We start from the raw sequence: 24,587 nt of genomic DNA on the forward strand, positions 1-24,587 counted from the left end.
GAACTAGGCTGGCACCTGTGAGTCAAACAACCAAACCCGATGTTCCCCCGGCCGCTGCGACTCTGTCGGACGCTCCTCCCACGGCCACCGAGCCGGCTGACGGATCCCGCAAACGCCTGCTCGTGATCGACGGTCACTCGATGGCCTACCGGGCGTTCTATGCGTTGCCGGCCGAGAACTTTTCCACCGACACGGGGCAGCACACCAACGCCGTCTACGGGTTCACCGCGATGCTGATCAACCTGATCAGGGACCAGAAGCCCACCCATGTGGCGGTTGCACTGGACCTGAGCACCCCGACGTTCCGGACCGAGGAGTACACCGAGTACAAGGCTGGCCGCGCCAAGACGCCCACGGAATTCCACGGCCAGGTGGACCTGATCATCAAGGTGATGCAGGCGATGCACATTCCCACCCTGTCGATGGCAGGCTATGAGGCCGACGACATCATTGCCACCCTGTCGGTCCGTGCCGCGGCCGAGGGCTGGGATGTGCAGGTGGTGAGTGGTGACCGCGACGCCTTCCAGCTGGTCAACGACCGCGTGACAGTGCTGTACCCGAAGCAGGGCGTCACCAACATCCCGCAGATGGATGCGCAGGCGGTGGAGGAAAAATACCTCGTCCCGCCCAACCAGTACTCGGACCTGGCCGCCCTGGTGGGGGAGACCGCCGACAACCTTCCCGGGGTTCCCGGGGTGGGTCCCAAGACTGCCGCCAAATGGATCAAGCTTTACGGCGGGCTCGACGGCATCCTCGAGAACCTTGCGGCGATCAAGGGGAAGGTGGGGGACTCCCTCCGAGAGAACGTGGAACTGGTCAAGCGCAACCGCCGACTGAACCAGCTGCACCTCGACCTGGACCTGCCGGTGGAACTGGACACCATGGTGTCCCGGACCCCCGACCGCCCGGCCGTGGAGGAACTGTTCGACTCCCTCCAGTTCAACGTCCTCCGCAAGCGTTTGTTCGACCTGTTCGGAGAGGAGGATGCCGCGGAGTCGCACGACGAAATGACCCCGCCCCAGCACGTGGTCCTCGCCGATGCCGTTGCCCTGGGCTCCTGGTTCAAGGCCACCAACCAGGCCACTGCCGCCGTCCAGCTGGTGACCCAGTCGACCACCGGGAACGACGACGTCGCCGGGCTGGCGATGGTGACCTCGACGGACGCGGCGTACGTGGATCTGGAAACGCTCGACGCCGAAGCGGAGCAGGTGCTTGCTGCCTGGCTGGCTGACCTGGGCGCGCCGAAGGTGGCCCACGATTTCAAGGCGGCGTACAAGCTGCTCGCGGCCCGCGGACTGAAACTTGCTGGGGTCGTGGACGACACCGCCATCTCCGGCTACCTGATCCAGCCCGACCGCCGCGCCTACGACCTCGGTGACCTGAGCCAGTCGCACCTGAAGATGTCCATCGCACCCCCGGCGGAGTCCACGGGTGGTCAGCTCGCGCTCCAGCTGGAGGAGGAAGACGTCGCCTCGCCGGCCATCGCCCGTGCGTTCGCGGCCCTGCAGCTCAGTGAGTATTTCGCTGGCCAGCTGGTGGAACGTGGTGCCAACCAGCTGCTGGGTGGGCTTGAACTGCCACTGGCCCAGGTGCTCGCTGAAATGGAACTCACCGGCGTCTCAGTGTCCATGGAGCGGCTCGACCAGCTGTTCGACGACTTCTCGGCGACCATGAGCACCACCAGCGCCGAGGCTTTCAGGATCATCGGCAAGGAGATCAACCTGGGCTCACCCAAGCAGCTCCAGGCGGTCCTGTTCGACGAACTGGAACTCCCCAAGACGAAGAAGATCAAGACCGGCTACTCCACCGATGCCGACGCGCTGACCGACCTCATCGTCAAGACCGGGCACCCGTTCCTGGAACAGCTCCTCGCGCACCGCGACGCCTCCAAGCTGCGCCAGACGGTGGAGGGGCTCAGGAAATCAGTGGCCGACGACGGCCGGATCCACACCACCTACGTCCAGACCATCGCGGCGACCGGGCGGCTGTCCTCCACGAACCCGAACCTGCAGAACATCCCGGTCCGGTCGGACGAGGGCCGGCGCATCCGCGAGGTGTTCGTCGTCGGCGACGGGTTCGAGTGCCTGATGACCGCCGACTATTCGCAGATCGAGATGCGGATCATGGCTCACCTCTCCGGCGACGAGGGGCTCATCCAGGCGTTCCGGGAAGGCGAGGACCTGCACCGGTTTGTCGGCGCGCACATTTTCGGGGTCGCCCCCGAGGACGTCACCAGCGCCATGCGGTCCAAGGTGAAAGCCATGTCCTACGGTTTGGTCTACGGCCTCAGCTCATTTGGCCTGTCCAAGCAGCTGGCCATCTCGGTGGATGAGGCACGCACCCTGATGGGCGACTACTTTGATCGGTTCGGCGCCGTCCGCGACTATCTGCGCGGAGTGGTGGAACAGGCGCGCGTCGACGGTTTCACGTCCACGATTGAAGGCCGCCGCCGTTACCTGCCGGATCTCTCCAGCGACAACCGGCAGCTCCGCGAAATGGCTGAGCGGGCGGCGCTGAACGCCCCCATCCAGGGCTCGGCAGCGGACATCATCAAGAAGGCGATGCTCGGCGTCGACGCCGAACTGCGCAGGCAGGGCCTGGCCTCCCGGATGCTTCTGCAGGTGCACGATGAACTGGTCCTGGAGATCGCTCCGGGCGAGAAGGACACTGTGGAACTGCTGGTGCGGGAACAGATGGGCTCGGCCGCTGACCTGACCGTACCCCTTGACGTCTCAGTCGGTGTGGGAGCGAGCTGGCACGAGGCTGCCCACTGACCCGCGGTGCTGGTGCGCGGGGTGCTGCGGCACTAGGCTGATGGATCGTGACTGCTTCCCAGGACCCCGCCGCCCCCGCCCCGCTGCGCATTGACACCTTCACGGTGACCGCCGAAACCGATTCGACGCCCGACAGCGCCCTCGCTCACTGGTTTGAGGCGATCCGCTTCGGGTTCCATGAGACAAGGACCGAGCCGGAGGACCTGTCGACCTACGCCGGCGCCTTCGCCTCCGACAGCCGCACCCTCTGGGGCGCCTACGACGACGCAGCGGGCACCCACGCCTGGGATCCCCGGATCCCGGTGGCAACCTACGGAACCATGATCAACACCCTGAACGTGGGGAACGGGCAGCTGATCGACGCGCACCTGATCACCGCCGTCACCGTGCGGCCCACCCACCGCCGCCGCGGCCTGCTCCGCCGGATGATGACCTCCGACCTCGAGGGGGCGGCGGCCAAGGGCTTCGCCGTCGCGGCGCTGACCGCGTCCGAGGCGACCATCTACGGACGGTTCGGTTTCGGCACGGCCACGTTCACCCGCAACATCGAGGTTGACGTGAAGGAACGCTTCGCCCTCCGCCCGCCCGCCTATGGTGCCACCGAAGTGGTGTCGCCGGCGTCCGCCGCTGCCCTGTCCGAGCAGATCTTCGGCCGATTCCACCACGCGACCACTGGTTCCCTCGGCCGCCAGTTCGCCTACCCGCAGCGCGCATCGGGCCGGTGGGGTGAGGAACGGCCCGTCGAGGACAAGGGTGTGCGAACCGCCGTCCACTACGACGATGACGGCCGGCCCGACGGCTATGTCTCCTACAAGTTCTCCGGCTGGGGGACCAGCCCCTACACGATGAAGATCATCGATCTGGTGGCCGTCTCCGGCGCCGCCTACCTGGAACTGTGGCGGTATCTGGGATCGATCGACCTGATCGAGCGGATCACCTTCAACTTGGCTCCGGTCAATGACCCGCTGCCCTGGGCACTGAAGGACCGTCGATGCTACAAACTGACCGGTGACGAGGATGTGCTCTGGCTGCGGATCCTCGACCCGGCGAAGGCGCTGGGAGCGCGCGGGTACCAGGGGACTGGCACGGTGACCCTGGAAATTGTCGATCCGCTCGGCTACGCCGCCGGCCGGTACCGGTTGTCGGCCGCCGACGGAACGGGTGCGCTGACGCGCCTCGACGACGACGCCGAGACGCAGCTGCGCGTGGACGTCGCCGCGCTCGGATCGCTCTATCTCGGAGGTGTCCCCGCGCACACTCTGGCCGCGGTTGGTCACATTGCCGAGCAGGGCCCGGATGGGGACGGCAGCATCGCCGTCCTCGACCGGATCTTTCAGACGCCGTCGGACCCGTACTGTATTACCCACTTCTAGCCCGCACAGTATTACCCACTTCGAAACCTTCTTTCACCGTCGGTGGCGCTTTTGACCTGTGTTGTCGCAGGCGGCTAGACTAGACGGGCGTGTAATGCGCACTGTGAAACGGGTTATCCGACTGTTACTGGTTGGCCGTTTCCTCTCCAAAAGTCCACTTCCGGACGGGTTCCACACGAATCAGCAGGGTTTCCTGTTGGCTTGGCGGCGCCCGCCGGATCAACTAATCATCCACAACGGAGTCCCAACTACATGACCATCACCACCACCGAGAAGCCAGGTGCACCGCAGGTCGCGATCAACGACATCGGCACCGCTGAGGACTTCCTCGCAGCCATTGACGCCACCATCAAGTACTTCAACGACGGAGACCTCGTTGAAGGAACGGTCGTCAAGGTTGACCGCGACGAAGTTCTGCTCGACATCGGTTACAAGACCGAGGGTGTCATCCCTTCCCGTGAGCTGTCCATCAAGCACGATGTTGATCCCGGGGACGTTGTCTCCGTTGGCGATCAGGTCGAAGCCCTGGTGCTCACCAAGGAGGACAAAGAAGGCCGCCTGATTCTGTCCAAGAAGCGCGCTCAGTACGAGCGCGCTTGGGGCGACATCGAGAAGGTCAAGGAAGAAGACGGCGTCGTCACCGGTACGGTCATCGAGGTTGTCAAGGGTGGACTCATCCTCGACATCGGCCTCCGCGGCTTCCTGCCTGCGTCCCTGGTTGAAATGCGTCGTGTACGCGATCTGGCTCCGTACATCGGCCAGAAGATCGAAGCGAAAATCATCGAGCTGGACAAGAACCGCAACAACGTGGTCCTGTCCCGTCGTGCGTGGCTTGAGCAGACCCAGTCCGAGGTGCGTTCCACGTTCCTCAACAAGCTGGAAAAGGGCCAGGTTCGTCCCGGCGTTGTCTCCTCGATCGTCAACTTCGGTGCCTTCGTGGACCTCGGCGGCGTCGACGGACTCGTCCACGTCTCCGAGCTGTCCTGGAAGCACATCGACCACCCGTCCGAGGTTGTCGAAGTTGGCCAGGAAGTCACCGTTGAGGTGCTTGAGGTTGACCTGGACCGCGAGCGTGTTTCACTCTCGCTCAAGGCCACCCAAGAAGATCCATGGCAGACCTTCGCCCGCACCCACGCCCTGGGGCAGGTTGTTCCGGGTAAGGTCACCAAGCTGGTTCCGTTCGGCGCGTTTGTCCGTGTCGAAGACGGTATCGAAGGCCTCGTTCACATCTCCGAGCTGGCTGTCCGCCACGTGGAGCTGGCAGAGCAGGTTGTCTCGGTTGGAGACGAACTGTTCGTCAAGGTCATCGACATCGACCTCGAGCGTCGCCGGATCTCCCTCTCCCTCAAGCAGGCCAACGAGGGCGTCGATGCTGACAGCACCGAGTTCGATCCCGCTCTGTACGGTATGGCTGCCGAGTACGATGAAGAAGGCAACTACAAGTACCCCGAGGGCTTCGACCCAGAGTCGAACGAATGGCTCGAGGGTTACGACACCCAGCGCGCTACCTGGGAAGCTCAGTACGCTGAGGCCCAGTCACGCTGGGAAGCACACAAGAAGCAGGTTGTGCAGCACGCATCCGACGATGCAGCTGCGGCCAACGAGCCTGTCGAGTCTAGCTCGACCAGCTACTCGTCCGAGCCAGCCGCTGCTGAGAGCACCAACAACAGCAGCAGCAACAGCAACGTCGGCACGGGTACCCTCGCGTCAGACGAAGCACTTGCTGCACTGCGCGAAAAGCTGACCGGCAACTAGGTCCAGCGTAAGCATCTAAAAAAGGCCCCCACCGCGAGGTGGGGGCCTTTTTTAGATGCTAACGCTGGACCTGATCAGGCTTCCCACCGACCAGGGGCGGTGAATGGGATTGTCTAGACAGTCCCATTCACCGCGCCTGATCACTGGGACGGAGCGCCAGGTGCTCCAGCAGCGGGAACCGCATCGGGGCCGGGACCAGAAGCTGAATTACCGGCAACGGGGGGCTGCTGCGTGTCTGGATCCGCCCGTGCCTCGGCGTACGAGGGCTCCCGCAGCGCGCGGGTCCAGGCGTAAGTTTCTGACCCAGGTAGCGGATGACGGATCGGGTCAAAACGAAGACTCGACTGCTCGGGATCGTGGAGCAGCCTCAGGGTGCCGAACCTGATCCACGAACCCAGTGGCCGGCTGAAACACAGTGCGAGCTCCAGCGGTCGCTTCGCCAGTCCGGTGCGGAGGCCTACGGGTGTAGCGGGGAGGTTCCCGCCCGGGTCCAGCGGGAAGGCGCCAAGAAGCACCGCTGACTTATCTCCTTTATACGGCATGAGCGAGGTGAACGTGGCAGCCATAATGTTCTGCTGGGGGACCAGCACAAACCGGCCCGGGAACGATACGCCGGTTGATGCCAAGAGCACATCGAAGTGGTTGGCCCCGCTGGGGACACGGACGGCCAGGCCCAGGATGTCGGGACTCCAGCGGGGGAGTCCCACCGAACGGGACAGGCGGGCCCTGACCTTGTCCTCTCCCGGAGCGTCGATCCAGGAGATGCCGCTCGGGATCACCGGACCTGTGCGGGTGAGGGTCCCGTGCAGCATCACCCCGTCCGGGTGGATGGGCCGGTGCGGTCTGACCTTTTTAATCGCTGCGAACAGTCCGGCGAAACCGGAGCCGAGAGCTGCAGTGGGGCGCATGGGTCAGCCCCCGACCGTGGGGCGCTGGTCGGCGCCTTGTGAATCCGAGCCTCGCCGTGAGGCGAAGCGCCGCACTGCGTAGAGCGCGAGCCCTATCGCCAGGAGGAGAACCACGAAGGTTTCGGCCAGCGACGCGAGGTCACCGGTGCTGCTGAGGACCAGAACGGCGGCAGTCGTCACGACAATCGCGGCCCAGGGGGTCCGGCGATTCGGAAGTACCTGGCCGAGCACGGAGGGAAGCAGCCCCTGTTCTTCCCTGCCATAGGTAACCCGGCTGGCCATGATCATGGTGAGCAGCAAACGGTTGGCGACAGCGATGAGCGCGACGAGCCCGAAGATCCACTCCGGGATACCGAATCCGGTGGCGTTGACGACGCGCTGATCCCCTGCTTGAGTTTCGATGGTGACGGGCGCTGTGCTGTGGTGGACATGCCAGTAGTATATTGCAGAAAGTAAGCCTGCTGACTAGATGACTCTTTCGGGTGCCAAAGGCAGCACCGGATTAGGTCCGCGTTGACACCGTTACGGTGAATTTCGGGTTCCGCGCGGCCTGGCGGGTGGGCCCCACCAGCTGGGTCAGGGGCCCCCGGTACTGCAGGTGGCTGTTCCAGACCGTCCAGAGTTCGCCGCCCGGACGCAGGACCCGCCCGGCGTCGGCGAACAGCTTCAGCGCGATTCCTGAGTGGACCGTGCCTTCCAGGTGGAAGGGCGGGTTCAGGACGATCAGGTCGGCCGACGCCGCCGCCGCCAGGGACAGCGCGTCGTCACGCACCACGGTGATCCGGTCACCCACGCCGTTGGCTTCAGCGGTGGCCCGCGAGGATGCGACCGCCGACGCCGACTGGTCGGTTGCGGTGACCTGCAGGGTAGGCCGCGTCAGCGCCAGGTAGGCGGCGATCGTGCCGTTGCCCGACCCCAGGTCGATGGCGTGCCCTACTGACCGCGCAGCGGACAGGGCTGGCAGAAGGTAACGGGTACCCGCATCGAGCTTCGCCCCGCCAAATGTACTGCCGAACGCCCGCAGGATCAGCGGGGAAGCCAGGCCGACGTCGTGCTGCTCCTCAACGGGGAAACCGCTGACAGCGGATTGCACCGGCCCGGAGGCGGTCAGCACCCGGGACTTCTGGCGGGCCAGTCCCGCCGCTACGGAGCCGAAATGGCGGGCGAGCACGCCGTTCATCGCCATGGTCATGTGCTTCACCCGGCCGCCCGCGAACACGCGGACATTGGGCGCGGCATGGCGGGCGATCGTCCAGGCGATTTCATCGAGCGCGGCCAGCGACCGGGGAAGTTGCAGCAGGACAATGCGGGCATCGGTCAGCAGCGCGCCGTCCAGCGGGTGGTGTGTGTACCTGTCGGGCAAACGTGCCGCTGTCGCATTGCGGGTCAGCGCGAGCTCCCCGGACAGCGGATCCTGGTGGGTGCGGATCCCCGTCGCACCGTGCAGCGCAGCAGCACCGAGTGTCAGCGCGCCATAGTGATCACCGATCACGACGACGCCCGCCGGGTCCTCACTGATGGCACTGCCGGCGGTGTCCAGGAGCAGTCGGTCGGTGGCGTCGAACGCGAAGAGGTTGGGGGCCTCAACATCGGGAGCCCGCCGAAGGTTGTCGAAGGAAAAGTCAGTCACAGTCCACCCATTTCAGGTCTTGGAGTTCGGCGCCGGATTGCCCGGCGGTCAGGGAGGCAAGCCGGGCGGTGAAGTCCATCACCGAGGCTTCCCCGGCTGGCACGGCCACCTGGATCAGCGCACGGTCGGCGAGATAGTCGGTTCCCAGTATCCCGGTGCCAGCGGCTCGCAGATCGTTCTCGACCCGACCGGCGTCGGCGTGGGCCACCGGGACCGTGAGTTGCTGGAGCAGTCGGCGCTGAACGGTTGGTGCAGCCTCTAGTGCCTGGGAAACGGCGTCGGAGTAGGCGCGGACCAAGCCGCCGGCACCCAACAGGACACCACCGAAGTATCTCACCACCACCACGGCGAGGTCGCTCAGATCGGTGGCGCCCCCGGTGGTAACGCGTTTCAGGATGGCGTCCAGCATGGGCACCCCGGCGGTGCCGGACGGCTCGCCGTCGTCGTTGGCCCGCTGGATTGACCGGTCCGGGCCGAGGACAAACGCGCTGCAGTGGTGGCGTGCATCGTGGAATTCCCGCCGCAGGTCGGTGACGAGATGCCGCGCGCCGTCCTCGGTGTCGGCGCGCCGGACGACCGCGACAAAACGGGACCGGCGAACCTCGGTCTCGTGGCGGTGCTCGCCCCGGACCGTCGTATAGCCGGTTATTCCACTGTCGCTCACCGGATCAAGCATACGGGGCGGGCACTGCGAGTGATCCGCGTACTAGGGTGGGGGACATGCTCAGAATCGGCCTCACCGGCGGGATCGCCGCCGGGAAATCACTCGTCGCTCAACGTCTGGAAGAGCTCGGGGCGGTGCTGGTCGACGCGGATGTCCTGGCCCGGGAGGCCGTCGAGCCAGGATCGGCCGGGCTGGCGGCCGTCGTCACGGAGTTCGGCGCGGAGATGCTCCTGCCCGACGGCGGCCTGAACCGGCCCGCCCTGGCGAAAGCCATCTTCGGGAACCCGTCGCGCCGGATGACCCTGAACTCCATCATCCATCCGCTGGTCCGCGACCGGGCGCGTGAGCTGACCGCCGCCGCTCCGCCGGACGCCGTCGTTGTGCAGGACATTCCCCTGCTCGTGGAGACCGGCCAGCAGCACCAGTTCCATCTGGTGGTAGTGGTCGATGCGTCCGACGAGGTGCGGTTGGGACGGCTGACCTCCGACCGCGGAATGAGCGACGCCGACGCACGGGCCCGGATCGCGGCGCAGGCGACGCGGGCCGAGCGCGCTAAAGCGGCCGACGTCGTCATCCCCAATGAGGGAACCGCCGAAGAACTGCTGGCCGCGGTGGACCGGTTGTGGCGGGACCGGGTGGTCCCGTTCAACACCAACCTGGTCAGGGGTGTGCGTGCGGGACGGACCGGCGGGCCGCAGCTCGAAAAATACCGGGATGACTGGCCGGTGCAGGCGGAGCGGATCGCAGGCCGGCTGCGCCTGGCGGATCCCCTGGTGCTGGGAGCGGACCACATCGGCTCGACGGCGATTCCCGGCCTGCCGGCCAAGGACGTCATCGATCTGCAGGTCACCGTGGCGAGCCTGGCGGACGCCGACAGGATTGCCGACAGACTCACTGCGGCGGGGTTCCCCCTCGTTGAAGGCATTGTGCAGGATGAGCCGAAACCAGCCGCACCCGATCCGGACCGGTGGGCGAAGCGACTGCACGCCAACGCCGACCCCGGACGCCCGGCGAATGTGCACGTCAGGGTCCAGGGCTCGCCGGGATGGTGTTACGCGCTGTCCTTCAGGGACTGGCTGCGGTCCGATCCGGACGCCGCAGCCCGGTATCTGGCGGAGAAGGAACGCTGTGCGGCCGACCACGCTGACGACCAGGGAACGGACGGCTACGCGCAGTGCAAGGAAGCCTGGTTCACCCAGGTTGCCGACCCCCTGCTGACCCGGTGGATCGCCGACACCGGCTGGCGGCCGGGACCGCCTTCCGCCGTCGGCTAAGTCACGGGCATGAGGACAGTAATTGTCCGGGGGAGGGTCTAACGTATTTATATGAGCCTTGCGCAGCAAATTAACCGGGTGGTCGCCCCGTTCGAAGTGATCAGTGATTTCAATCCGGCTGGCGACCAGCCGGCCGCGATCGCCGAGCTGAGCGAGCGGATCAAGGGTGGCGAAAAGGACGTGGTGCTCCTGGGCGCCACCGGCACCGGCAAGAGTGCGACGACGGCGTGGCTGATCGAGCAGGTCCAACGCCCCACCCTGGTGATGGTGCAGAACAAGACCCTCGCCGCACAGCTGGCCAACGAATTCCGTGAACTGCTGCCAAACAATGCCGTCGAGTACTTCGTCTCCTACTACGACTACTACCAGCCTGAAGCCTACGTACCGCAGACCGACACCTTCATTGAAAAGGACTCTTCGGTCAACGAGGAGGTGGAGCGGCTCCGCCACTCGGCCACGAACGCCCTGCTGACCCGCCGGGACGTCATCGTCGTCGCCACGGTGTCCTGCATCTACGGCCTGGGCACCCCCGAGGAGTACGTCGCCGGAATGGTCACGCTGGAGACCGGCCAGCAGATGAACCGGGATGACCTGCTGCGGAAGTTCGTGTCAATGCAGTACACCCGCAACGACATCGACTTCCACCGCGGCACGTTCAGGGTGCGCGGCGACACCGTCGAGATCATCCCGATGTATGAGGAACTGGCGCTCCGCATCGAGTTCTTCGGCGACGAGGTCGAGAAGATCTACACCCTGCACCCCCTGACCGGTGAGATTGTCCGGGAAGAGACCGAGATGTACGTGTTCCCGGCATCGCACTATGTTGCGGGTCCGGAACGGATGAACCGCGCGGTCAAGCAGATCGAGGACGAGCTGCAGGTCCGGCTCGATGAGCTGGAGTCACAGAACAAGCTGGTCGAGGCGCAGCGCCTCCGGATGCGCACCACCTATGACCTCGAAATGATGCAGCAGATGGGGTTCTGCAACGGTATCGAGAACTATTCGCGGCACATTGACGGGCGCGGGCCGGGCTCGGCCTCGCACTGCCTCCTCGACTACTTCCCCGACGATTTCCTGCTGGTCGTGGATGAATCCCACGTGACCATCCCGCAGATCGGCGCCATGTATGAGGGGGACATGTCCCGAAAGCGTACCCTCGTGGACCACGGGTTCCGGTTGCCCTCCGCCATGGACAACCGGCCCCTGAAGTGGGACGAATTCCTCGAAAGGATCGGCCAGACCGTGTACCTGTCGGCGACGCCGGGCAAGTACGAGCTGGGCAAGTCCGACGGTTATGTGCAGCAGATCATCCGCCCGACCGGGCTGATCGACCCGGAGGTCGTGGTCAAGCCGAGCAAGGGCCAGATCGACGACCTGCTGGGCGAGATCCGCACCCGGGTGGAACGCAACGAACGCGTCCTGGTCACCACGCTCACCAAGCGCATGGCCGAGGATCTCACCGGCTACCTGCTGGAACACGGGGTGAAGGTGGAGTACCTGCACTCCGACGTCGACACCCTGCGCCGGGTCGAGCTGCTGCGCGAGCTGCGGCTCGGCACCTTCGACGTCCTGGTAGGCATCAACCTGCTCCGTGAGGGCCTCGACCTCCCCGAGGTCTCACTGGTCAGCATTCTCGACGCCGACAAGGAGGGGTTCCTGCGCAGCGCCACGTCCCTCATCCAGACGATCGGGCGTGCCGCCCGAAACGTGTCCGGCGAGGTGCACATGTACGCCGACCGGATCACCGATTCGATGGCCAAGGCGATTGACGAAACGAACCGGCGCCGCGAAATCCAGGTGGCCTACAACCTCAAGCACGGGGTGGACCCGCAGCCGCTGCGGAAGCGCATCGCCGACATCACCGATTCGATTGCCCAGGAGGACGCCGATACCCGGGCGCTGCTTGAAGAAACAGGCAGGAAACGCAAGGGCGGTAAGACTGCCAAGGGGGGGACTCCGGTCCGTCACGACGGGCTTGCAGCTGTGCCCGCGGAGGACCTGACTGACCTGATCAGCCAGCTCACCGACCAGATGCACTCCGCGGCAGCCGACCTGCACTTCGAGCTGGCCGCCCGGTTGCGCGACGAGGTGGGTGACCTCAAGAAGGAACTACGGCAGATGCAGACGGCCGGGCACGCCTAAACTCCATGACAGGTCGCCGCCCGCCCACCACCGGACCCTTCACCGAGATCCGGGTGCACGGGGTAGGAGACCATGACTACCTGAGCGCGCTGGGACGGCCCCGAGTCCGCCAGTTCAACTCCTGGGTGGAAACGGCCGACGCACCGGCGGTCCCACAGCACCGGCTGAGGATCATCAACTGGTCGCGGTCGAACCGCCGGAACACCGGGTTCCTCTGGTACCTGGCGTTCCCCTTCACCCTGGCCAATGTGGCGGGGCGCATGCACACCGTCGGTCCAGCTGGGGTGGGCGGCCCCCTGTTACGGATGTGCGTCGGCCTGGTGGGACTTGTCCTCACCGTCAGCCAGTTGGCCTGGCTGGTGGTGCTTGGCGAAACCGTGCTGCGCCACCTTCCGCCGGAAGTCAGCGGATCGGCCGCGGGAAGGACGACGGCGATCGTCGCCGCAGTCGGCCTCGCCGGTTGGCTGCTTTACCGGTGGCGGGCGGTCATCAGCCGCCAGGCCGAGGGGCGCCAGCAGGCAGGGAGCCACAGCGAGGGGAGGCGTCAGGGAGGGAGCCACACCGAGGGGCGCCAGCAGGGAGAGCAGAGTCTCCCCGACGCCCGGGGTGTCTTCACCCACCTCGGGCTGATCATGGGCGCAGGATTGGCCGTCGCCTGGCTCCGTCCAGCGCAGCTGGCCTACGGCGGGTGGCCTTCCGTCGCCACCCCCATTTCTGCCAACGCTTCCAGTCAGGTGCCCACCCTGGAGCGGCTGGACGCGATGGCCCTCTGGATGGCGCTCAGCACTGGGGTTGCTGTCCTCGCCGCGACGCTCCTGCTGGTCCGCTATTGGGCGGCGCGTCCGGAAGACCGCCGTGCCCCGGAGGCCGCGGCGGGGGTGCTGCTGGTGGCGGCGGTCCTGCTGCTGCACAGTGTGACGTCCCTGCTGCGCATGGTGCTCGACAACATTCTGGTGTACATCACCGGCCTTTTCGGCGCGTCCAGTGCGGACGGCCCCACCCCTGCCCGCAACACGAGCCACGCGATCCTGCTCGCCTACGACAGCACCGCCGAGGCAGGGGACAGCCGGCTCGATCTTTTCCCCTTCCTTGCGCTGATCGTCGTGGCGGCCGTTGCCCTCGCCGCCGCCGTCGTCCTCTCACTCACCCGGACTCTGGGCCTCCGTGCACTGTGGGGGACCCCGGTGCAGCGGGCCCGGTGGCTCCACCGCCTGACCGCGGGCGCGCCCACGCTGGTGCCCCGGATCCTGCCCGCGGCAGGACTGTTGGCCGCCGCCGGGATCGCCGCTGCGGTCACCCTCGGGGAGGGACGGTTGGGCGGTCCGTGGCTCGCACTGGCCATTCTTGCGCTCCACCTGGCGGGCGCTGCCGTGATCCTGGTGCTGTTGCTCGGCCAGCTCGCACCGGTTCGCAACGTGCTGGGGAAAATCGCCGACATTGCCGGCTTCTGGCCCATCCGTGACCACCCACTCGCCGGGGTCTCCTACCGCGATGCGGTAGTGGAGGGTATCCGGGCCGAAACCCGGCGGGCCGACGTCGGGCAAGTGGTGCTGGTGGCGCATAGCCAAGGTTCAGTGATCTGCGCATGGCTCCTGGCCCACACGCCGAGATCGGACGCCAGTAGTCCCCTCCTGGTCACCGCCGGCTCACCGCTGGCCTCCCTGTACGGTGCGTTCTTTCCCGCCTACTTCAACGATGACCTCTTTCGGCGTATCAGCAGCAACACCGCCGGCCGGGGCTGGGTGAATCTCTGGCGGGATACCGACCCGATTGGGACAGCCGTCCCGTGCGCCGACAACCGGCAGCTCGCTGACCCTGACGCTGTCGGTGTACTCCGTGGGCACGATGACTATTGGACGGCCGCCCAGTTGACCGAGGAAATTGAAAGGTTACGGCTGTCATTTCCTGATCCGAGAGGTGGTTAGGCTACGATGATGCGGACGTAGGGGAGTATCCCGAAGCGCTACGAACGTCAACACGCAGGGCATCGTTGCCCTGCCGGGCGTAGCGGCCGACTGGCAGATGCCGCGGCGGAGAGACTTGCGGACACCGCTGCACCCTCCGAAAGGTCTTTCATGCCCGAACCCACACTGGAGTTGCCGCTGGCTTTCGAGGTCGGCACATTCATTGTGCTTGGCCTCATCCTTCTCTTCGACCTGCTCCTGGTGGTCAAGCGCCCCCACGAGCCGTCCATGAAGGAAGCCGGCCTCTGGGTCACGTTCTACGTGTCCCTCGCCCTGGTCTTCGCCGTCCTGATGTTTATCTTCACCGGCCCTGACTACGGCGGCCAGTTTGTGGCCGGCTGGGTCACCGAGTACAGCCTCAGCATCGATAACCTGTTCGTGTTCATCATCATCATGGCCCGGTTCTCGGTACCCCGGAAATACCAGCAGGAAGTACTGATGGTGGGCATCATCATTGCGCTGGTCCTCCGCGGTATCTTCATCCTCCTGGGCGCCGCATTGATCAGCAACTTCAGCTGGATCTTCTACATCTTCGGCGTTTTCCTGCTTTACACGGCCTACCAGCAGGCCAAGGACAGTGGTGAGGATGAGGAGCATGGCAGCGAGAACAAGCTGATCGGCAACCTCCGTAATGTCCTGCCGATGACCGATAAGTACGACGGCAACAAGATCCGCACCGTGGTTGACGGCCGGAAAGTCTTCACCCCGATGCTCATCGTGTTCGTCACGATCGGCCTCACCGACCTGCTCTTCGCCGTTGACTCCATCCCGGCCATCTTCGGTCTGACCGAGAGCGCGTTCATCGTCTTCACGGCCAACATCTTCGCCCTGATGGGTCTGCGTCAGCTCTACTTCCTGCTCGGTGGACTGATGACCCGCCTGATCTACCTGAAGCACGCACTCTCGGTGATCCTCGCGTTCATCGGCATCAAGCTGATCCTCCACGCCATGCACGAGAACGAGCTTCCATTCATCAACGGCGGGCAGCACATCGAGTGGGCACCGATCATCCCGACGTTTGTGTCGTTGGGCATCATCCTCGGGACCATCGTGATCGCCGTCGTCCTGAGCCTGCTCAGCCCGAAGGCCGAGCAGGCTGCCATCGACGCCCAGCTGGAAGAGGATGCCCGCAAGGCCCGCGCGGCCGACGTCGACAGCTAGCCTCCTCGGCTCTACCAAACGATCAGCGCGCCGCCCCGGCCCGCCAGCACCGCAATTCCGGGACTGGCGGGCCGGCTGCGTGTCGGGGGGCGCTACTGTTCAGCAGGGTCCGGCATCGGTCCGTTCACTGACTGATCCGGCCAGGCGCGCCCGTTCACTGACTGATCCGGCCAGGCACACCCGTTCACTGACACATCCGGTCAGGCGGGCCATCCGGTCATACCAAGTAGCCGGGTGAAGATCGCTTCGCCGTCGTCGGAGATTCCGTCGTGGTGGAAGTCGGCTGTTTCCCATGCCTGCAAACCGTTGACAGCCCGTGCGGTTTCCATCGACTGACCGTGGTCCACGTAGATGTCCTCCTGGTACACGGCGGCGGCGGCAGGAACGGTGTTCCGTGACAGCTGGTCGACGTCGTACAGGGGGCCCCAGTCGGTCCGCGCGGCCAGGAGGTCGGCGGTTTCCCGCAACGGGACCAACGCGGGGTCCTGCTGGAAGTACCAGGGGTAGACCATCTCACCGGTCAGGAGGAGCTCGTCAGCGGTGGGAAGGAACTGGGGATATGCGGCCAGGACCCGGTCCGCGGACCACGCGGAGGCCGCACCCTGACAGTAGATCGACTCGTGCAACAGTGCGTACAGCGGATTGGAGGACCGGCTGACCTGCGCCCACACCGCGTCGAGGAACACGTCGGAGAGTCGATCGCCCTCAGGGGTCGCGACGAAGGCGTCCGCCAGGAGATAGTGGAGCGCGTCGACGCGGGTGTTGCCGCCGAGGAATGAGCCGATCATCTGGAGGCGTTCGACAGAGAGCCGTTCACCGGTCGGGAGCCGCTCGTCGACGGCGGCGACGTGCCGGGCGATCCGGGTGAGGATGTTCCGATCCCCGGGGTACCTGGCGAAATACTCCCGGTTCCGTGCCTCGACGAGCCGGTAGGTGGCTGCATAGACCCGGTCGGGTGACCCTCCGAGCGGTGCGAGCCCACCAGTGATCAGGGCGCGGTCCATGCCCTCCGGGGCGAAAGAGAGGTACGTCAGGGCGCAGAAACCTCCGAAGCTTTGACCGAAGACCGTCCAGGGCGCTCCGACCAACTGGCGGCGGATCAGTTCAGCATCCGCAACAATCGAGTCGGCCCGGAAGTGCGTGAGGTACTCGGCCTGGGCTGCGGCGTCGCCGCGGGTCGGCAGCGTCCTGGCATCCGCTGGAGTGGACCGGCCGGTGCCCCGCTGATCAAGCATCAAAATTCTGAAGTGTTTGGCCGCTGCTTTCATCCAGCCGCCCAGCTGGGTCACCCTGGCGCCGCGGCCGCCGGGGCCGCCCTGCAGGAACAGCAGCCAGGGCAGCCCAGCAACGTCGTCGTGATCCAGGGAGCTGTACTCGCGGGCGAAGACGGTGATGGTTTCGCCGTCGGGCTCGCTGTGGTCCAACGGGATGGTGAAGTGGTGACCGGTGGTGCGGGCACCGTGCATCAGGTGGGTAACACCGCGCTGATGGGGGACGACGTCGGCCTCTGGCTGAGCACTCACGTGGCGGATCCGCTGGCAACGGCCGTGAGGGCGGGGCCGGTGAGGCGGTAGGTGGTCCACTCGTCCTGGGGGAAGGCGCCGAGGCTGTCGTAGAAGCTGATGGACGGCTCGTTCCAGTTGAGGACCGACCATTCGACCCGGGCGTAACCGCGCTCGGCGGCGATGCGTGCCAGGTTCTGCAGGAGTGCCTTGCCGTGGCCTTCGCCCCGGGCTTCGGGCCGGACATACAAGTCCTCAAGGTAGATCCCGTTGACGCCCTCCCAGGTGGAGTAGTTCAGGAACCAGAGCGCAAAACCCTGAATGGCGCCATCTGATTCGGCGACGTGGGCGAACACTGCCGGTGAGTCGCCGAAGAGGGCCTGGGTGAGCTGCTCGGGTGTGTTCCTGACGGCGTCGGGTTCCTTCTCGTAGATGGCCAGGTCATGGATGAGCTGGAGGATAGTGGGTACATCCTCCGGGCGGGCGTCTCGGATAGTCATGTCTTCAACCCTAGCGATTCCGCTGGCGGCCGGTAGCCCAGGGGCAGCGTGGGGGAATTCTGGAGAGGCTCGAACCTGCACCTCGCCTGAACCTGTCGTTCAACGGGAGCGATGATGGTTACGTCGACGGGTTGCTTGACGGGTCGCTTAAGGGGGTGCTTGACGGGTTGTTTCGGAGGCCCGACATCAGGGCAGTTTGAGCCGTGCGCGAGGGCCGTTTGAAGGCTGCCAAAGCGATGCCAGAGCAGAATCACCTGCCCAGAAAAAAGATCCAAAAGTTTCTTGGGCACCCCTCGATCGCCCCTTATTTTGTCAGTGCCGGGTGATGGAATTGAGGTATGGAAAGCAGTGAAGCTTCTTCTCCCGGACCGGGATCATCCCCCGATTCTGGCGCGGATTCTGCTTCCGATAGCGGGACTCCGGATACTTCCACGGAGACAGCTGGGGAGACGTCCGGGGATACGTCCGGGGAGACGTCCACTGGGTCTTCCACCGGGTCTTCCTCGGGGTATGGGCCGGCTGGTCCGTTGGGTGTCGAGTCGGTGTGGACGGCCCCGGTAGTTGAGCAGCCCAGGCCCACCGCCGCCACGGACCCCGCTGAGGACGACGCTGATCCGAACCAAGGGGAGACTGCCGAGTCCGATTCAACAGGGCCAGAATCAACGGAGTCAGATTCAACAGAGTCTGAATCTACAGAGTCTGATTCGGCGTGGTTGTTCTCTGAATCGTGGGGTTTCCTTTCATCTGGGAGGCGACCCGGATGAACGGGTCCGTTCCAGTAGCGAGCCTCCCGCACTGACTGGGCAGCTTCAACTGGCGGCGGTGGGTGGTTTGGATGCCTGTCAGGCGTTGGACACGTTGAAAGACATCGACGAAGCACGGTCCTGGCTCGACGCCCAGGAAGCCAAGATTGTTACCCGGGTCCTTGACCTGCAAACCGAGCAAACCCGCCACGACCCCCGGGGTTGGGGTTACGAAGCAACCCTCACCGCCGCTGAGATCAGTGCGGCGTTGCATTTGCCGGAGCGGACGGCCGGGTTCCTGGTCGAGCACAGCACGCTGCTAACCCGGTACTACCCCGCGACCCTGGAAGCATTGGAGGCCGGGAAACTCAGCCGGCGGCACGCCTGGGCTGTGGTGGAGGAAGCCACCGGCATCCCCGACACCGACCCCACAGCGACAGCCGAGTTCGAGGCCCGGCTGATCGGGATGGCGTCCCAGACGACCGTGGTGAAGTTTCGGCAGCAGGCGAACCGGCTCCGGGAAAAACTCCACCCAGAATCCGTCACCGCCCGACACCAGAAAGCGGTGAAGGAACGCGGGGTGTACCTCACCCCTGCCTATGACGGGATGGCCTGGCTCGAAGCCTATCTTCCGGTCGATCAGGCTGCGGGGATTTTCCACCGGGTCGACACGGCCGCCCGCAACCTCCAAGGCCCCGACGAAGCACGCACCCTCACCCAGCTCCGCGCCGACGTCCTCGCAGATGTCCTGACCAGCGCCGGCACCACCGACGGTGCCGATGCATCCGGCGGGTTGGCCGGCCGTGGTGGTGCAGGTGCGTATTGGGGTGTGCAGGCGAAAGTGTTCGTTACTGTCCCCGTGATGACCCTCCTCGGCGGGGACACCCCGGGCGAACTCGAAGGGTACGGTCCGATCGACCCCGACACTGCCCGCCGGTTGGCCGGACACGCACCATCATTCACGAGGATCCTCACCCACCCGTTCACCGGTGCCAGACTCGGCGCCGACGCCACGACCTACCGGGTCCCGAAAGACCTCCAGGACGCGGTCCGGGTGCGGGACCGGACGTGCAGGCATCCGGGGTGTAACAGGTTGGCCGTGTTCTGCGAACTCGACCACACAAAACCCTGGTCACAAGGCGGGAAAACCAGCTACTCGAATTTGGCAGTCCTGTGTAAACGCCACCACAAACTCAAATCCGAGGGCTACTGGCATTACCAACAACCCGAACCCGGACTGATCATCGCCATCTCACCCATGGGCGAAACCTACCTCACCCGACCAGACCCACCACCGGCACCACAGGACGACCCGCCACCCTTCTAACCAGATTCGCCTCTCCATCGTGGAGGGTTCTGGGACCCTGCTCGTGTATGGCTCTGTTCAGATCATGCATAGGTTCAGATTATGCATAGGAAGTCTGGCCGGAAGGGCTGAGAAGGTCGGGCCGGAAGGCCTGTGGCTGGAGCGAACCCGGCTCTGTGCCCCAACCGCGGACACCCCAGACCCGCTAGCGCGCCCCAGGCAAGCTAGGACAGACACTGGACCCACTAGGAGTTCCAGACCAGCTAGCCCCAGGCCAGTGCGGTCCAGGCCAGCTAGGAAACCCAGTCCAGCTAGGGCGCCCCGACTCCGGTCACCGTGACCACGGGGACGCCGGCCTCGTCGGAGGCCGCCAGATCGATGACGGCATTGATGCCCCAGTCGTGGTTGCCGAACGGGTCCTTGAAGATCTGGCGGACCTTCCAGCTGCCGGGCACCTTCTCGATGATCAGCAGGGCTGGACCGCGGGCCTCGGGGCCGTCGTCGATATCTTCGTAGTCGCCGAAGTAGCCATCGAGGGCTTCAGTCCACCGATCGGTGTCCCACCCGGAGGCACCGTCGAGGGCACCCAGCGCCACGTCGTCCTCGTCGGCAAAGAGCTTGACCCGGTGGAACATCTCGTTGCGGACCATCACCCGGAAGGCACGCTCGTTGGAGGTTACGGAGTCGGGTTCCGGCGGCAGATCAACGGTGGTGTCGCCGTCGGGTCGTCCGCCGGCGGCCAAGAGCTCCCACTCCTCGAGCAGGCTGGAGTCGACCTGGCGGATCAGTTCGCCAAGCCACTCGATGATGTCGGTGAGGTCTTCCCGGAGGGCCTCGGTGGGAACAGTTTGGCGCAGTGCCTTGTAGCAGTCGGCGAGGTAACGCAGGAGGATGCCCTCGGACCGGGTCAGTGAGTAGAAGGCAATGTACTCGCCGAAGTTCATAGCCCGCTCGTACATGTCCCGGACCACCGACTTCGGGGTCAGCTCAAAGTCGCCCAGCCAGGGAGCGCCGCTGCGGTAGACGTCGAACGCCTGGAACAGCAGCTCCGCCATCGGCTGCGGGTAGGTGACTTCCTCGAGGAGCGCCATCCGCTGGTCATACTCGATGCCGTCGGCCTTCATGGCGCCGATCGCCTCGCCGCGGGCCTTCTTCTCCTGGGCGTTGAGGACCTGGCGTGGCTTCTCCAGCGTCGCCTCGATCACCGAGACCACATCCAGCGCGTAGGTGGGACTCTCGGGGTCGAGCAGCTCCAGGCTGGCCAGCGCAAACGGGGACAGCGGCTGGTTCAGTGCGAAGTTGGCCTGTAGGTGCACCTTGAGACGGATCGAGCGTCCGTCGGCGTCGGGCTCAGGAAGCCTCTCAACAATGCCCGCCGTGACCAGCGACCGGTAGATACCGATGGCTTTGCGGGTCAGCTGCAGCTGGGATGCCCGGGTCTCATGGTTTTCATTGAGCAGCCGCTGTGCCGCCGAGAACGGGTTGCCGGGACGTTCCAGCAGGTTCAGGAGCATCGAATGGCTGACGGCGAAGCTCGACGTGAGCGGTTCGGGCGTGCCAGCCGCCAACCGCTCGTAGGTGGGCTTGCCCCACGAGACGAAACCGGTGGGCGGCTTCTTCCGGACCACCTGGCGGAGCTTCTTCTGGTCGTCACCAAACTTGCCGACGGCCTTGGCCATGGCCCGCGTGTTCTCAACGACGTGGTCTGGGGCCTGCACGACGACGGTTCCCGCCGTGTCATACCCGGCCCGCCCGGCACGGCCGGCGATCTGATGGAACTCGCGGGCGTTGAGCAAACGGGTGCGGACGCCGTCGTACTTGCTGAGCGCTGTCAACAGGACGGTGCGGATGGGGACGTTGATGCCCACGCCCAGCGTGTCGGTTCCGCAGATGACCTTCAGCAGCCCGGCCTGCGCCAGCTGCTCGACCAACCGGCGGTACTTGGGAAGCATGCCGGCGTGGTGGACGCCGATACCGTGCCGGACGAGCCGGTTCAGCGTCTTTCCGAAGCCGGAGGAGAACCGGAACGTGGCGATCAGATCGGCGATCCTGTCCTTCTCCTCCCGGGAGCAGACGCTGACGCTCATCAGGTTCTGCGCCCGCTCGATGGCCTCCGCCTGGCTGAAATGCACCACGTACACCGGCGCCTGCCGGGTACTGAGTAGCTCCTCCAAGGACTCCTGGACGGTCGTCTCGACGTAGTAGAAGTGCAGGGGAATGGGGCGTTCGGCGCTACTGATGGTGGTGCTGGCGCGGCCGGTGAGCTCCGTCAGCGCCTCCTCGAAGCGGGTCATGTCACCGAGTGTCGCCGACATCAGCAGGAACTGGGCCTGCGGCAGCTCCAGCAGCGGGACCTGCCAGGCCCAGCCGCGCTGCGGGTCGGAGTAGAAGTGGAACTCGTCCATGATGACTGTGCCGACGTCGGCCTGTGCACCCTCACGGAGGGCAATATTCGCCAGGATCTCGGCCGTGCAGCAGATGATGGGGGCGTCCTGGTTCACTCCCGAATCGCCGGTGATCATGCCGACGTTCTCGGCGCCGAACGTCTCGCAGAGGGCGAAGAACTTCTCGGACACGAGCGCCTTGATCGGCGCCGTGTAGTAGCTACGCTTGCCGCGGGCGATGGCGTCGAAGTGGGCGGCCACAGCGACCAGCGACTTCCCGGAGCCGGTGGGCGTCGCGAGGATCACGTTGTTGCCCGAGACCAGCTCAAGCACCGCCTCGTCCTGCGCCGGGTACAGGTTCATTCCCTCGCTGGTTGTCCACGCGAGGAACGCGCTGTAGACATCGTCGGCCTGGTCCGTGCCTGCGGGGAGGTGTTCCTGGATTCTCATAGGACTCCAGCCTATCCGTTGCCGCCTCGCCGGGGGCACTGGCTCGTTCGGGCTGCCCGATACGCTGGAAGCATGCGCTGGGATCCCACACAGTACTCGCTGTTCTCCGACCACCGTGGCAGGCCGTTCGTCGACCTGGTCGGTCGGATCAACCACGCCGATCCGCAGGTCGTCATCGACCTGGGGTGCGGGCCGGGGGATCTGACCCGGCTGCTGGCCGACCGCTGGCCCGAGGCCGCGGTGCTGGGCATCGACTCGTCGGCCGAAATGGTGCAGCGCGCCAAGGACCAGTCCGACCTGCCGGCTAACCTGCGGTTCGAGACCGGAGATGTCCGGGACTTCTCACCCGCAGGCGACGTCGACGTCGTCGTGACCAACGCCGTCCTGCAGTGGGTGCCCGGCCAGGCCGGGCTGGTGCAGAAGTGGGTGCGTGCCCTTCGCCCCGGCGGGTGGCTGGCCCTGCAGGTTCCCGGCAACTTCGGGTCCCCGGCGCACACCCTGATGCGGGAGCTGGCCGGATCGAACGCCTGGCAGGACAAGCTCGGGGGAGTGCTGAGGCATACCGACGTCGTGTCGGAACCGGATGAGTACCTGCGGATGCTCAGCGAGGCAGGGATGACCGCCGACGTCTGGGAAACCACCTACCAGCATGTGCTCGCCGGACCAGATCCCGTCCTGCAATGGCTCAAGGGCACCGGGTTGCGGCCAGTGCTGGATGTGCTCTCCATCGACGACGCCGCGGCCTTTTTCGACCAGTACACCGCCCTGCTGCGCGGCGCCTATCCCGAGGAACCATGGGGCACAGTCTTCGGGTTCCGCCGGGTCTTCGCCGTCGGCGTCAAGAACCGGGAAAACTAGCCTGGTCGGTTGCTGCTACCAGCCGCGGGCCCGCCATTCGTCGAGGTGGGGCCGTTCGGCCCCTAGCGTGGTGCCCTTGCCATGGCCCGGGTGCACGATGGTGTCGTCCGGCAGGTAGTCGAAGACCCGCTCCGACACGTCGTTCAGCAGCGACTCGAACCGGCCCGCGTCACCCTGGGTGTTTCCCACGCCACCGGGAAACAATGAGTCCCCGGTGAACAGGTGCGCCGGACCGTGCGGATCGCGATACAGCAACGCCACGCTGCCCGGTGTGTGCCCGCGCAGTTTGATCGCCTCGAGGTCGAAACCATCGAAGTTGCCGATGTCCCCGTGATCGAGGGAAACGTCGGTGGGTACGGCGATATCCGGAGTGTCCTCCGTCCCGGCGGCGGTCCGCGCCTTCGTCTGCCCGACGACGTCGGCCAGCGCCCGCACATGATCCCAGTGCGAGTGGGTGGTGATGATCAGCGCCAGCTTGGTCTCGGCGGTGCTGTCGGCGGAGCCATCCTGCAGCAGCTGGCCGATGGCGGCGGCGTCGTCAGCAGCGTCGATCAGCACCTGGGCGCCGGTCGCCTTCGAGGTCAGCAGGTACACGTTGTTGTCCATCTCGCTGACGGAGATGGAGCGGATGGTGAGGCCCTGAAGATTATGCATGGCCCAAGTCTAGGCACGCCGGGAAGTGGGCGGGACTATCGGGTCGAATCGACGCGTGGAACAATGTCTGCATCTGCACTGCGCCCGAAATGCGGGCTGACAGATCACAAGATAGTCCTCAGACCGAAAGGCAACAGTGAATCCTGGCGCAACAGGCAGCACCGATGTCACCGGCTGGCTGCGCATCGACCAGGCAAGCTCGGTTCCCCCGTATGAACAGCTCCGCGTCCAGATCCTGGACGCCGCGAACAGTGGGACGCTGCCCGTTGGCACCCGGCTGCCACCGGTGCGGACCCTCGCCGGCCACCTGGGCGTCGCGGTGAACACCGTCGCCCGGGCCTATCGGGAACTGGAGCAGGCGAACATCGTCGTCACCCGCTCCCGGGCCGGAACCGTCGTGGCAGCAGCTGGAGACGAAGCCCGCCAACGCGCCGCAGAAGCCGCTGACGACTACGCGGATGTGATCAAGGCCAACGGCCTGACCGAGGACGAAGCGGTCGCCTATTTACGGGCGGCTCTGCGCCGTCGGTGAACATCCCGCCCCA

18 protein-coding genes are annotated in these 24,587 nt (G+C 65.5%); 10 read left to right on the forward strand and 8 right to left on the reverse strand.

All coding sequences use genetic code 11. The features are described from left to right. Window positions 1-17 precede the first annotated feature (17 nt). The 3 genes from polA (at window position 18) to rpsA (ending at window position 5,902) form a co-directional block, all read left to right on the forward strand. Window positions 18-2,774 carry a DNA polymerase I gene (gene polA / locus IWX64_RS09290; RefSeq protein ID WP_196866850.1) on the forward strand — a complete coding sequence of 919 codons (2,757 nt, stop codon included), beginning with the start codon at window positions 18-20 and terminating at the stop codon, window positions 2,772-2,774. Window positions 2,775-2,821: 47 nt separating this feature from the next. Next, window positions 2,822-4,147 carry a GNAT family N-acetyltransferase gene (locus IWX64_RS09295; protein ID WP_196866851.1) on the forward strand — a complete coding sequence of 442 codons (1,326 nt, stop codon included), beginning with the start codon at window positions 2,822-2,824 and terminating at the stop codon, window positions 4,145-4,147. 252 nt (window positions 4,148-4,399) lie between these two features. Beyond that, the gene (gene rpsA / locus IWX64_RS09300; protein ID WP_196866852.1) at window positions 4,400-5,902 is read left to right on the forward strand and encodes a 30S ribosomal protein S1; all 1,503 of its coding nucleotides are present in this window, start codon (window positions 4,400-4,402) and stop codon (window positions 5,900-5,902) included. A 140-nt stretch (window positions 5,903-6,042) separates the two neighbouring features. Here the strand turns inward: rpsA and IWX64_RS09305 are convergent, their stop codons facing one another. From IWX64_RS09305 to IWX64_RS09320, 4 genes are all read right to left on the reverse strand, one after another. Continuing rightward, the gene (locus IWX64_RS09305) at window positions 6,043-6,810 is read right to left on the reverse strand and encodes a hypothetical protein (protein ID WP_196866853.1); all 768 of its coding nucleotides are present in this window, start codon (window positions 6,808-6,810) and stop codon (window positions 6,043-6,045) included. Between the two features lie 3 nt (window positions 6,811-6,813). Beyond that, complete coding sequence (locus IWX64_RS09310; protein ID WP_196866854.1) at window positions 6,814-7,098, reverse strand: APC family permease; 285 nt, start codon at window positions 7,096-7,098, stop codon at window positions 6,814-6,816. A 214-nt stretch (window positions 7,099-7,312) separates the two neighbouring features. Beyond that, the gene (locus IWX64_RS09315; RefSeq protein ID WP_196866855.1) at window positions 7,313-8,440 is read right to left on the reverse strand and encodes a class I SAM-dependent methyltransferase; all 1,128 of its coding nucleotides are present in this window, start codon (window positions 8,438-8,440) and stop codon (window positions 7,313-7,315) included. Continuing rightward, a complete protein-coding gene (locus tag IWX64_RS09320; protein ID WP_196866856.1) occupies window positions 8,433-9,116 on the reverse strand; it encodes an IMPACT family protein in 684 nt (227 codons plus the stop codon). The genes IWX64_RS09315 and IWX64_RS09320 overlap by 8 nt, the downstream gene beginning before the upstream one ends. Window positions 9,117-9,160: 44 nt before the next feature. Here IWX64_RS09320 and coaE point away from each other — a divergent pair, with 44 nt between their 5' ends. From coaE to IWX64_RS09340, 4 genes are all read left to right on the forward strand, one after another. Further along, entirely contained in the window at window positions 9,161-10,378 is a 1,218-nt protein-coding gene (gene coaE, locus IWX64_RS09325; protein WP_196866857.1) for a dephospho-CoA kinase, read from the forward strand. A 51-nt stretch (window positions 10,379-10,429) separates the two neighbouring features. Beyond that, window positions 10,430-12,520, forward strand: a complete 2,091-nt coding sequence (uvrB, locus tag IWX64_RS09330; RefSeq protein ID WP_196866858.1) for an excinuclease ABC subunit UvrB — start codon at window positions 10,430-10,432, stop codon at window positions 12,518-12,520. Between the two features lie 5 nt (window positions 12,521-12,525). After that, entirely contained in the window at window positions 12,526-14,445 is a 1,920-nt protein-coding gene (locus IWX64_RS09335; protein ID WP_196866859.1) for a hypothetical protein, read from the forward strand. A 150-nt stretch (window positions 14,446-14,595) separates the two neighbouring features. Further along, on the forward strand, window positions 14,596-15,645 hold the full coding sequence (locus IWX64_RS09340) for a TerC family protein (RefSeq protein WP_196866860.1): 1,050 nt from the start codon (window positions 14,596-14,598) through the stop codon (window positions 15,643-15,645). 200 nt (window positions 15,646-15,845) lie between these two features. Here the strand turns inward: IWX64_RS09340 and IWX64_RS09345 are convergent, their stop codons facing one another. Then, complete coding sequence (locus IWX64_RS09345) at window positions 15,846-17,111, reverse strand: alpha/beta fold hydrolase (protein WP_196866918.1); 1,266 nt, start codon at window positions 17,109-17,111, stop codon at window positions 15,846-15,848. Window positions 17,112-17,164: 53 nt separating this feature from the next. Continuing rightward, complete coding sequence (locus tag IWX64_RS09350) at window positions 17,165-17,647, reverse strand: GNAT family N-acetyltransferase (protein ID WP_196866861.1); 483 nt, start codon at window positions 17,645-17,647, stop codon at window positions 17,165-17,167. An 849-nt stretch (window positions 17,648-18,496) separates the two neighbouring features. Here IWX64_RS09350 and IWX64_RS09355 point away from each other — a divergent pair. Beyond that, entirely contained in the window at window positions 18,497-19,717 is a 1,221-nt protein-coding gene (locus IWX64_RS09355) for an HNH endonuclease signature motif containing protein (RefSeq protein ID WP_334683227.1), read from the forward strand. 290 nt (window positions 19,718-20,007) lie between these two features. On the opposite strand, the gene IWX64_RS09360 is transcribed toward IWX64_RS09355, so the two are convergent. Further along, complete coding sequence (locus IWX64_RS09360; RefSeq protein WP_196866862.1) at window positions 20,008-22,530, reverse strand: DEAD/DEAH box helicase; 2,523 nt, start codon at window positions 22,528-22,530, stop codon at window positions 20,008-20,010. Window positions 22,531-22,602: 72 nt separating this feature from the next. Here IWX64_RS09360 and IWX64_RS09365 point away from each other — a divergent pair, with 72 nt between their 5' ends. Beyond that, complete coding sequence (locus IWX64_RS09365; protein ID WP_196866863.1) at window positions 22,603-23,388, forward strand: trans-aconitate 2-methyltransferase; 786 nt, start codon at window positions 22,603-22,605, stop codon at window positions 23,386-23,388. Window positions 23,389-23,403: 15 nt separating this feature from the next. Here IWX64_RS09365 and IWX64_RS09370 read toward each other — a convergent pair whose 3' ends face one another. Then, entirely contained in the window at window positions 23,404-24,042 is a 639-nt protein-coding gene (locus IWX64_RS09370; RefSeq protein ID WP_196866864.1) for an MBL fold metallo-hydrolase, read from the reverse strand. Between the two features lie 136 nt (window positions 24,043-24,178). Between IWX64_RS09370 and IWX64_RS09375 the strand changes: the two genes are divergently transcribed. Continuing rightward, the gene (locus IWX64_RS09375; protein WP_196866865.1) at window positions 24,179-24,574 is read left to right on the forward strand and encodes a GntR family transcriptional regulator; all 396 of its coding nucleotides are present in this window, start codon (window positions 24,179-24,181) and stop codon (window positions 24,572-24,574) included. The last annotated feature ends 13 nt before the right edge of the window (window positions 24,575-24,587 follow it).

The organism is Arthrobacter sp. CAN_A212, from assembly GCF_015752345.1.
Lineage (GTDB): Bacteria > Actinomycetota > Actinomycetes > Actinomycetales > Micrococcaceae > Arthrobacter_D.

Bases quoted from the DNA above. Each gene is read 5' to 3' on its own strand.
- rpsA (WP_196866852.1), top strand. From the start codon at position 4,400: ATGACCATCACCACCACCGAGAAGCCAGGTGCACCGCAGGTCGCGATC.
- IWX64_RS09305 (WP_196866853.1), bottom strand. From the start codon at position 6,810: ATGCGCCCCACTGCAGCTCTCGGCTCCGGTTTCGCCGGACTGTTCGCA.
- IWX64_RS09310 (WP_196866854.1), bottom strand. From the start codon at position 7,098: ATGATCATGGCCAGCCGGGTTACCTATGGCAGGGAAGAACAGGGGCTG.
- IWX64_RS09320 (WP_196866856.1), bottom strand. From the start codon at position 9,116: ATGCTTGATCCGGTGAGCGACAGTGGAATAACCGGCTATACGACGGTC.
- coaE (WP_196866857.1), top strand. From the start codon at position 9,161: ATGCTCAGAATCGGCCTCACCGGCGGGATCGCCGCCGGGAAATCACTC.
- uvrB (WP_196866858.1), top strand. From the start codon at position 10,430: ATGAGCCTTGCGCAGCAAATTAACCGGGTGGTCGCCCCGTTCGAAGTG.
- IWX64_RS09335 (WP_196866859.1), top strand. From the start codon at position 12,526: ATGACAGGTCGCCGCCCGCCCACCACCGGACCCTTCACCGAGATCCGG.
- IWX64_RS09340 (WP_196866860.1), top strand. From the start codon at position 14,596: ATGCCCGAACCCACACTGGAGTTGCCGCTGGCTTTCGAGGTCGGCACA.
- IWX64_RS09345 (WP_196866918.1), bottom strand. From the start codon at position 17,111: ATGCACGGTGCCCGCACCACCGGTCACCACTTCACCATCCCGTTGGAC.
- IWX64_RS09350 (WP_196866861.1), bottom strand. From the start codon at position 17,647: ATGACTATCCGAGACGCCCGCCCGGAGGATGTACCCACTATCCTCCAG.
- IWX64_RS09360 (WP_196866862.1), bottom strand. From the start codon at position 22,530: ATGAGAATCCAGGAACACCTCCCCGCAGGCACGGACCAGGCCGACGAT.
- IWX64_RS09365 (WP_196866863.1), top strand. From the start codon at position 22,603: ATGCGCTGGGATCCCACACAGTACTCGCTGTTCTCCGACCACCGTGGC.
- IWX64_RS09370 (WP_196866864.1), bottom strand. From the start codon at position 24,042: ATGCATAATCTTCAGGGCCTCACCATCCGCTCCATCTCCGTCAGCGAG.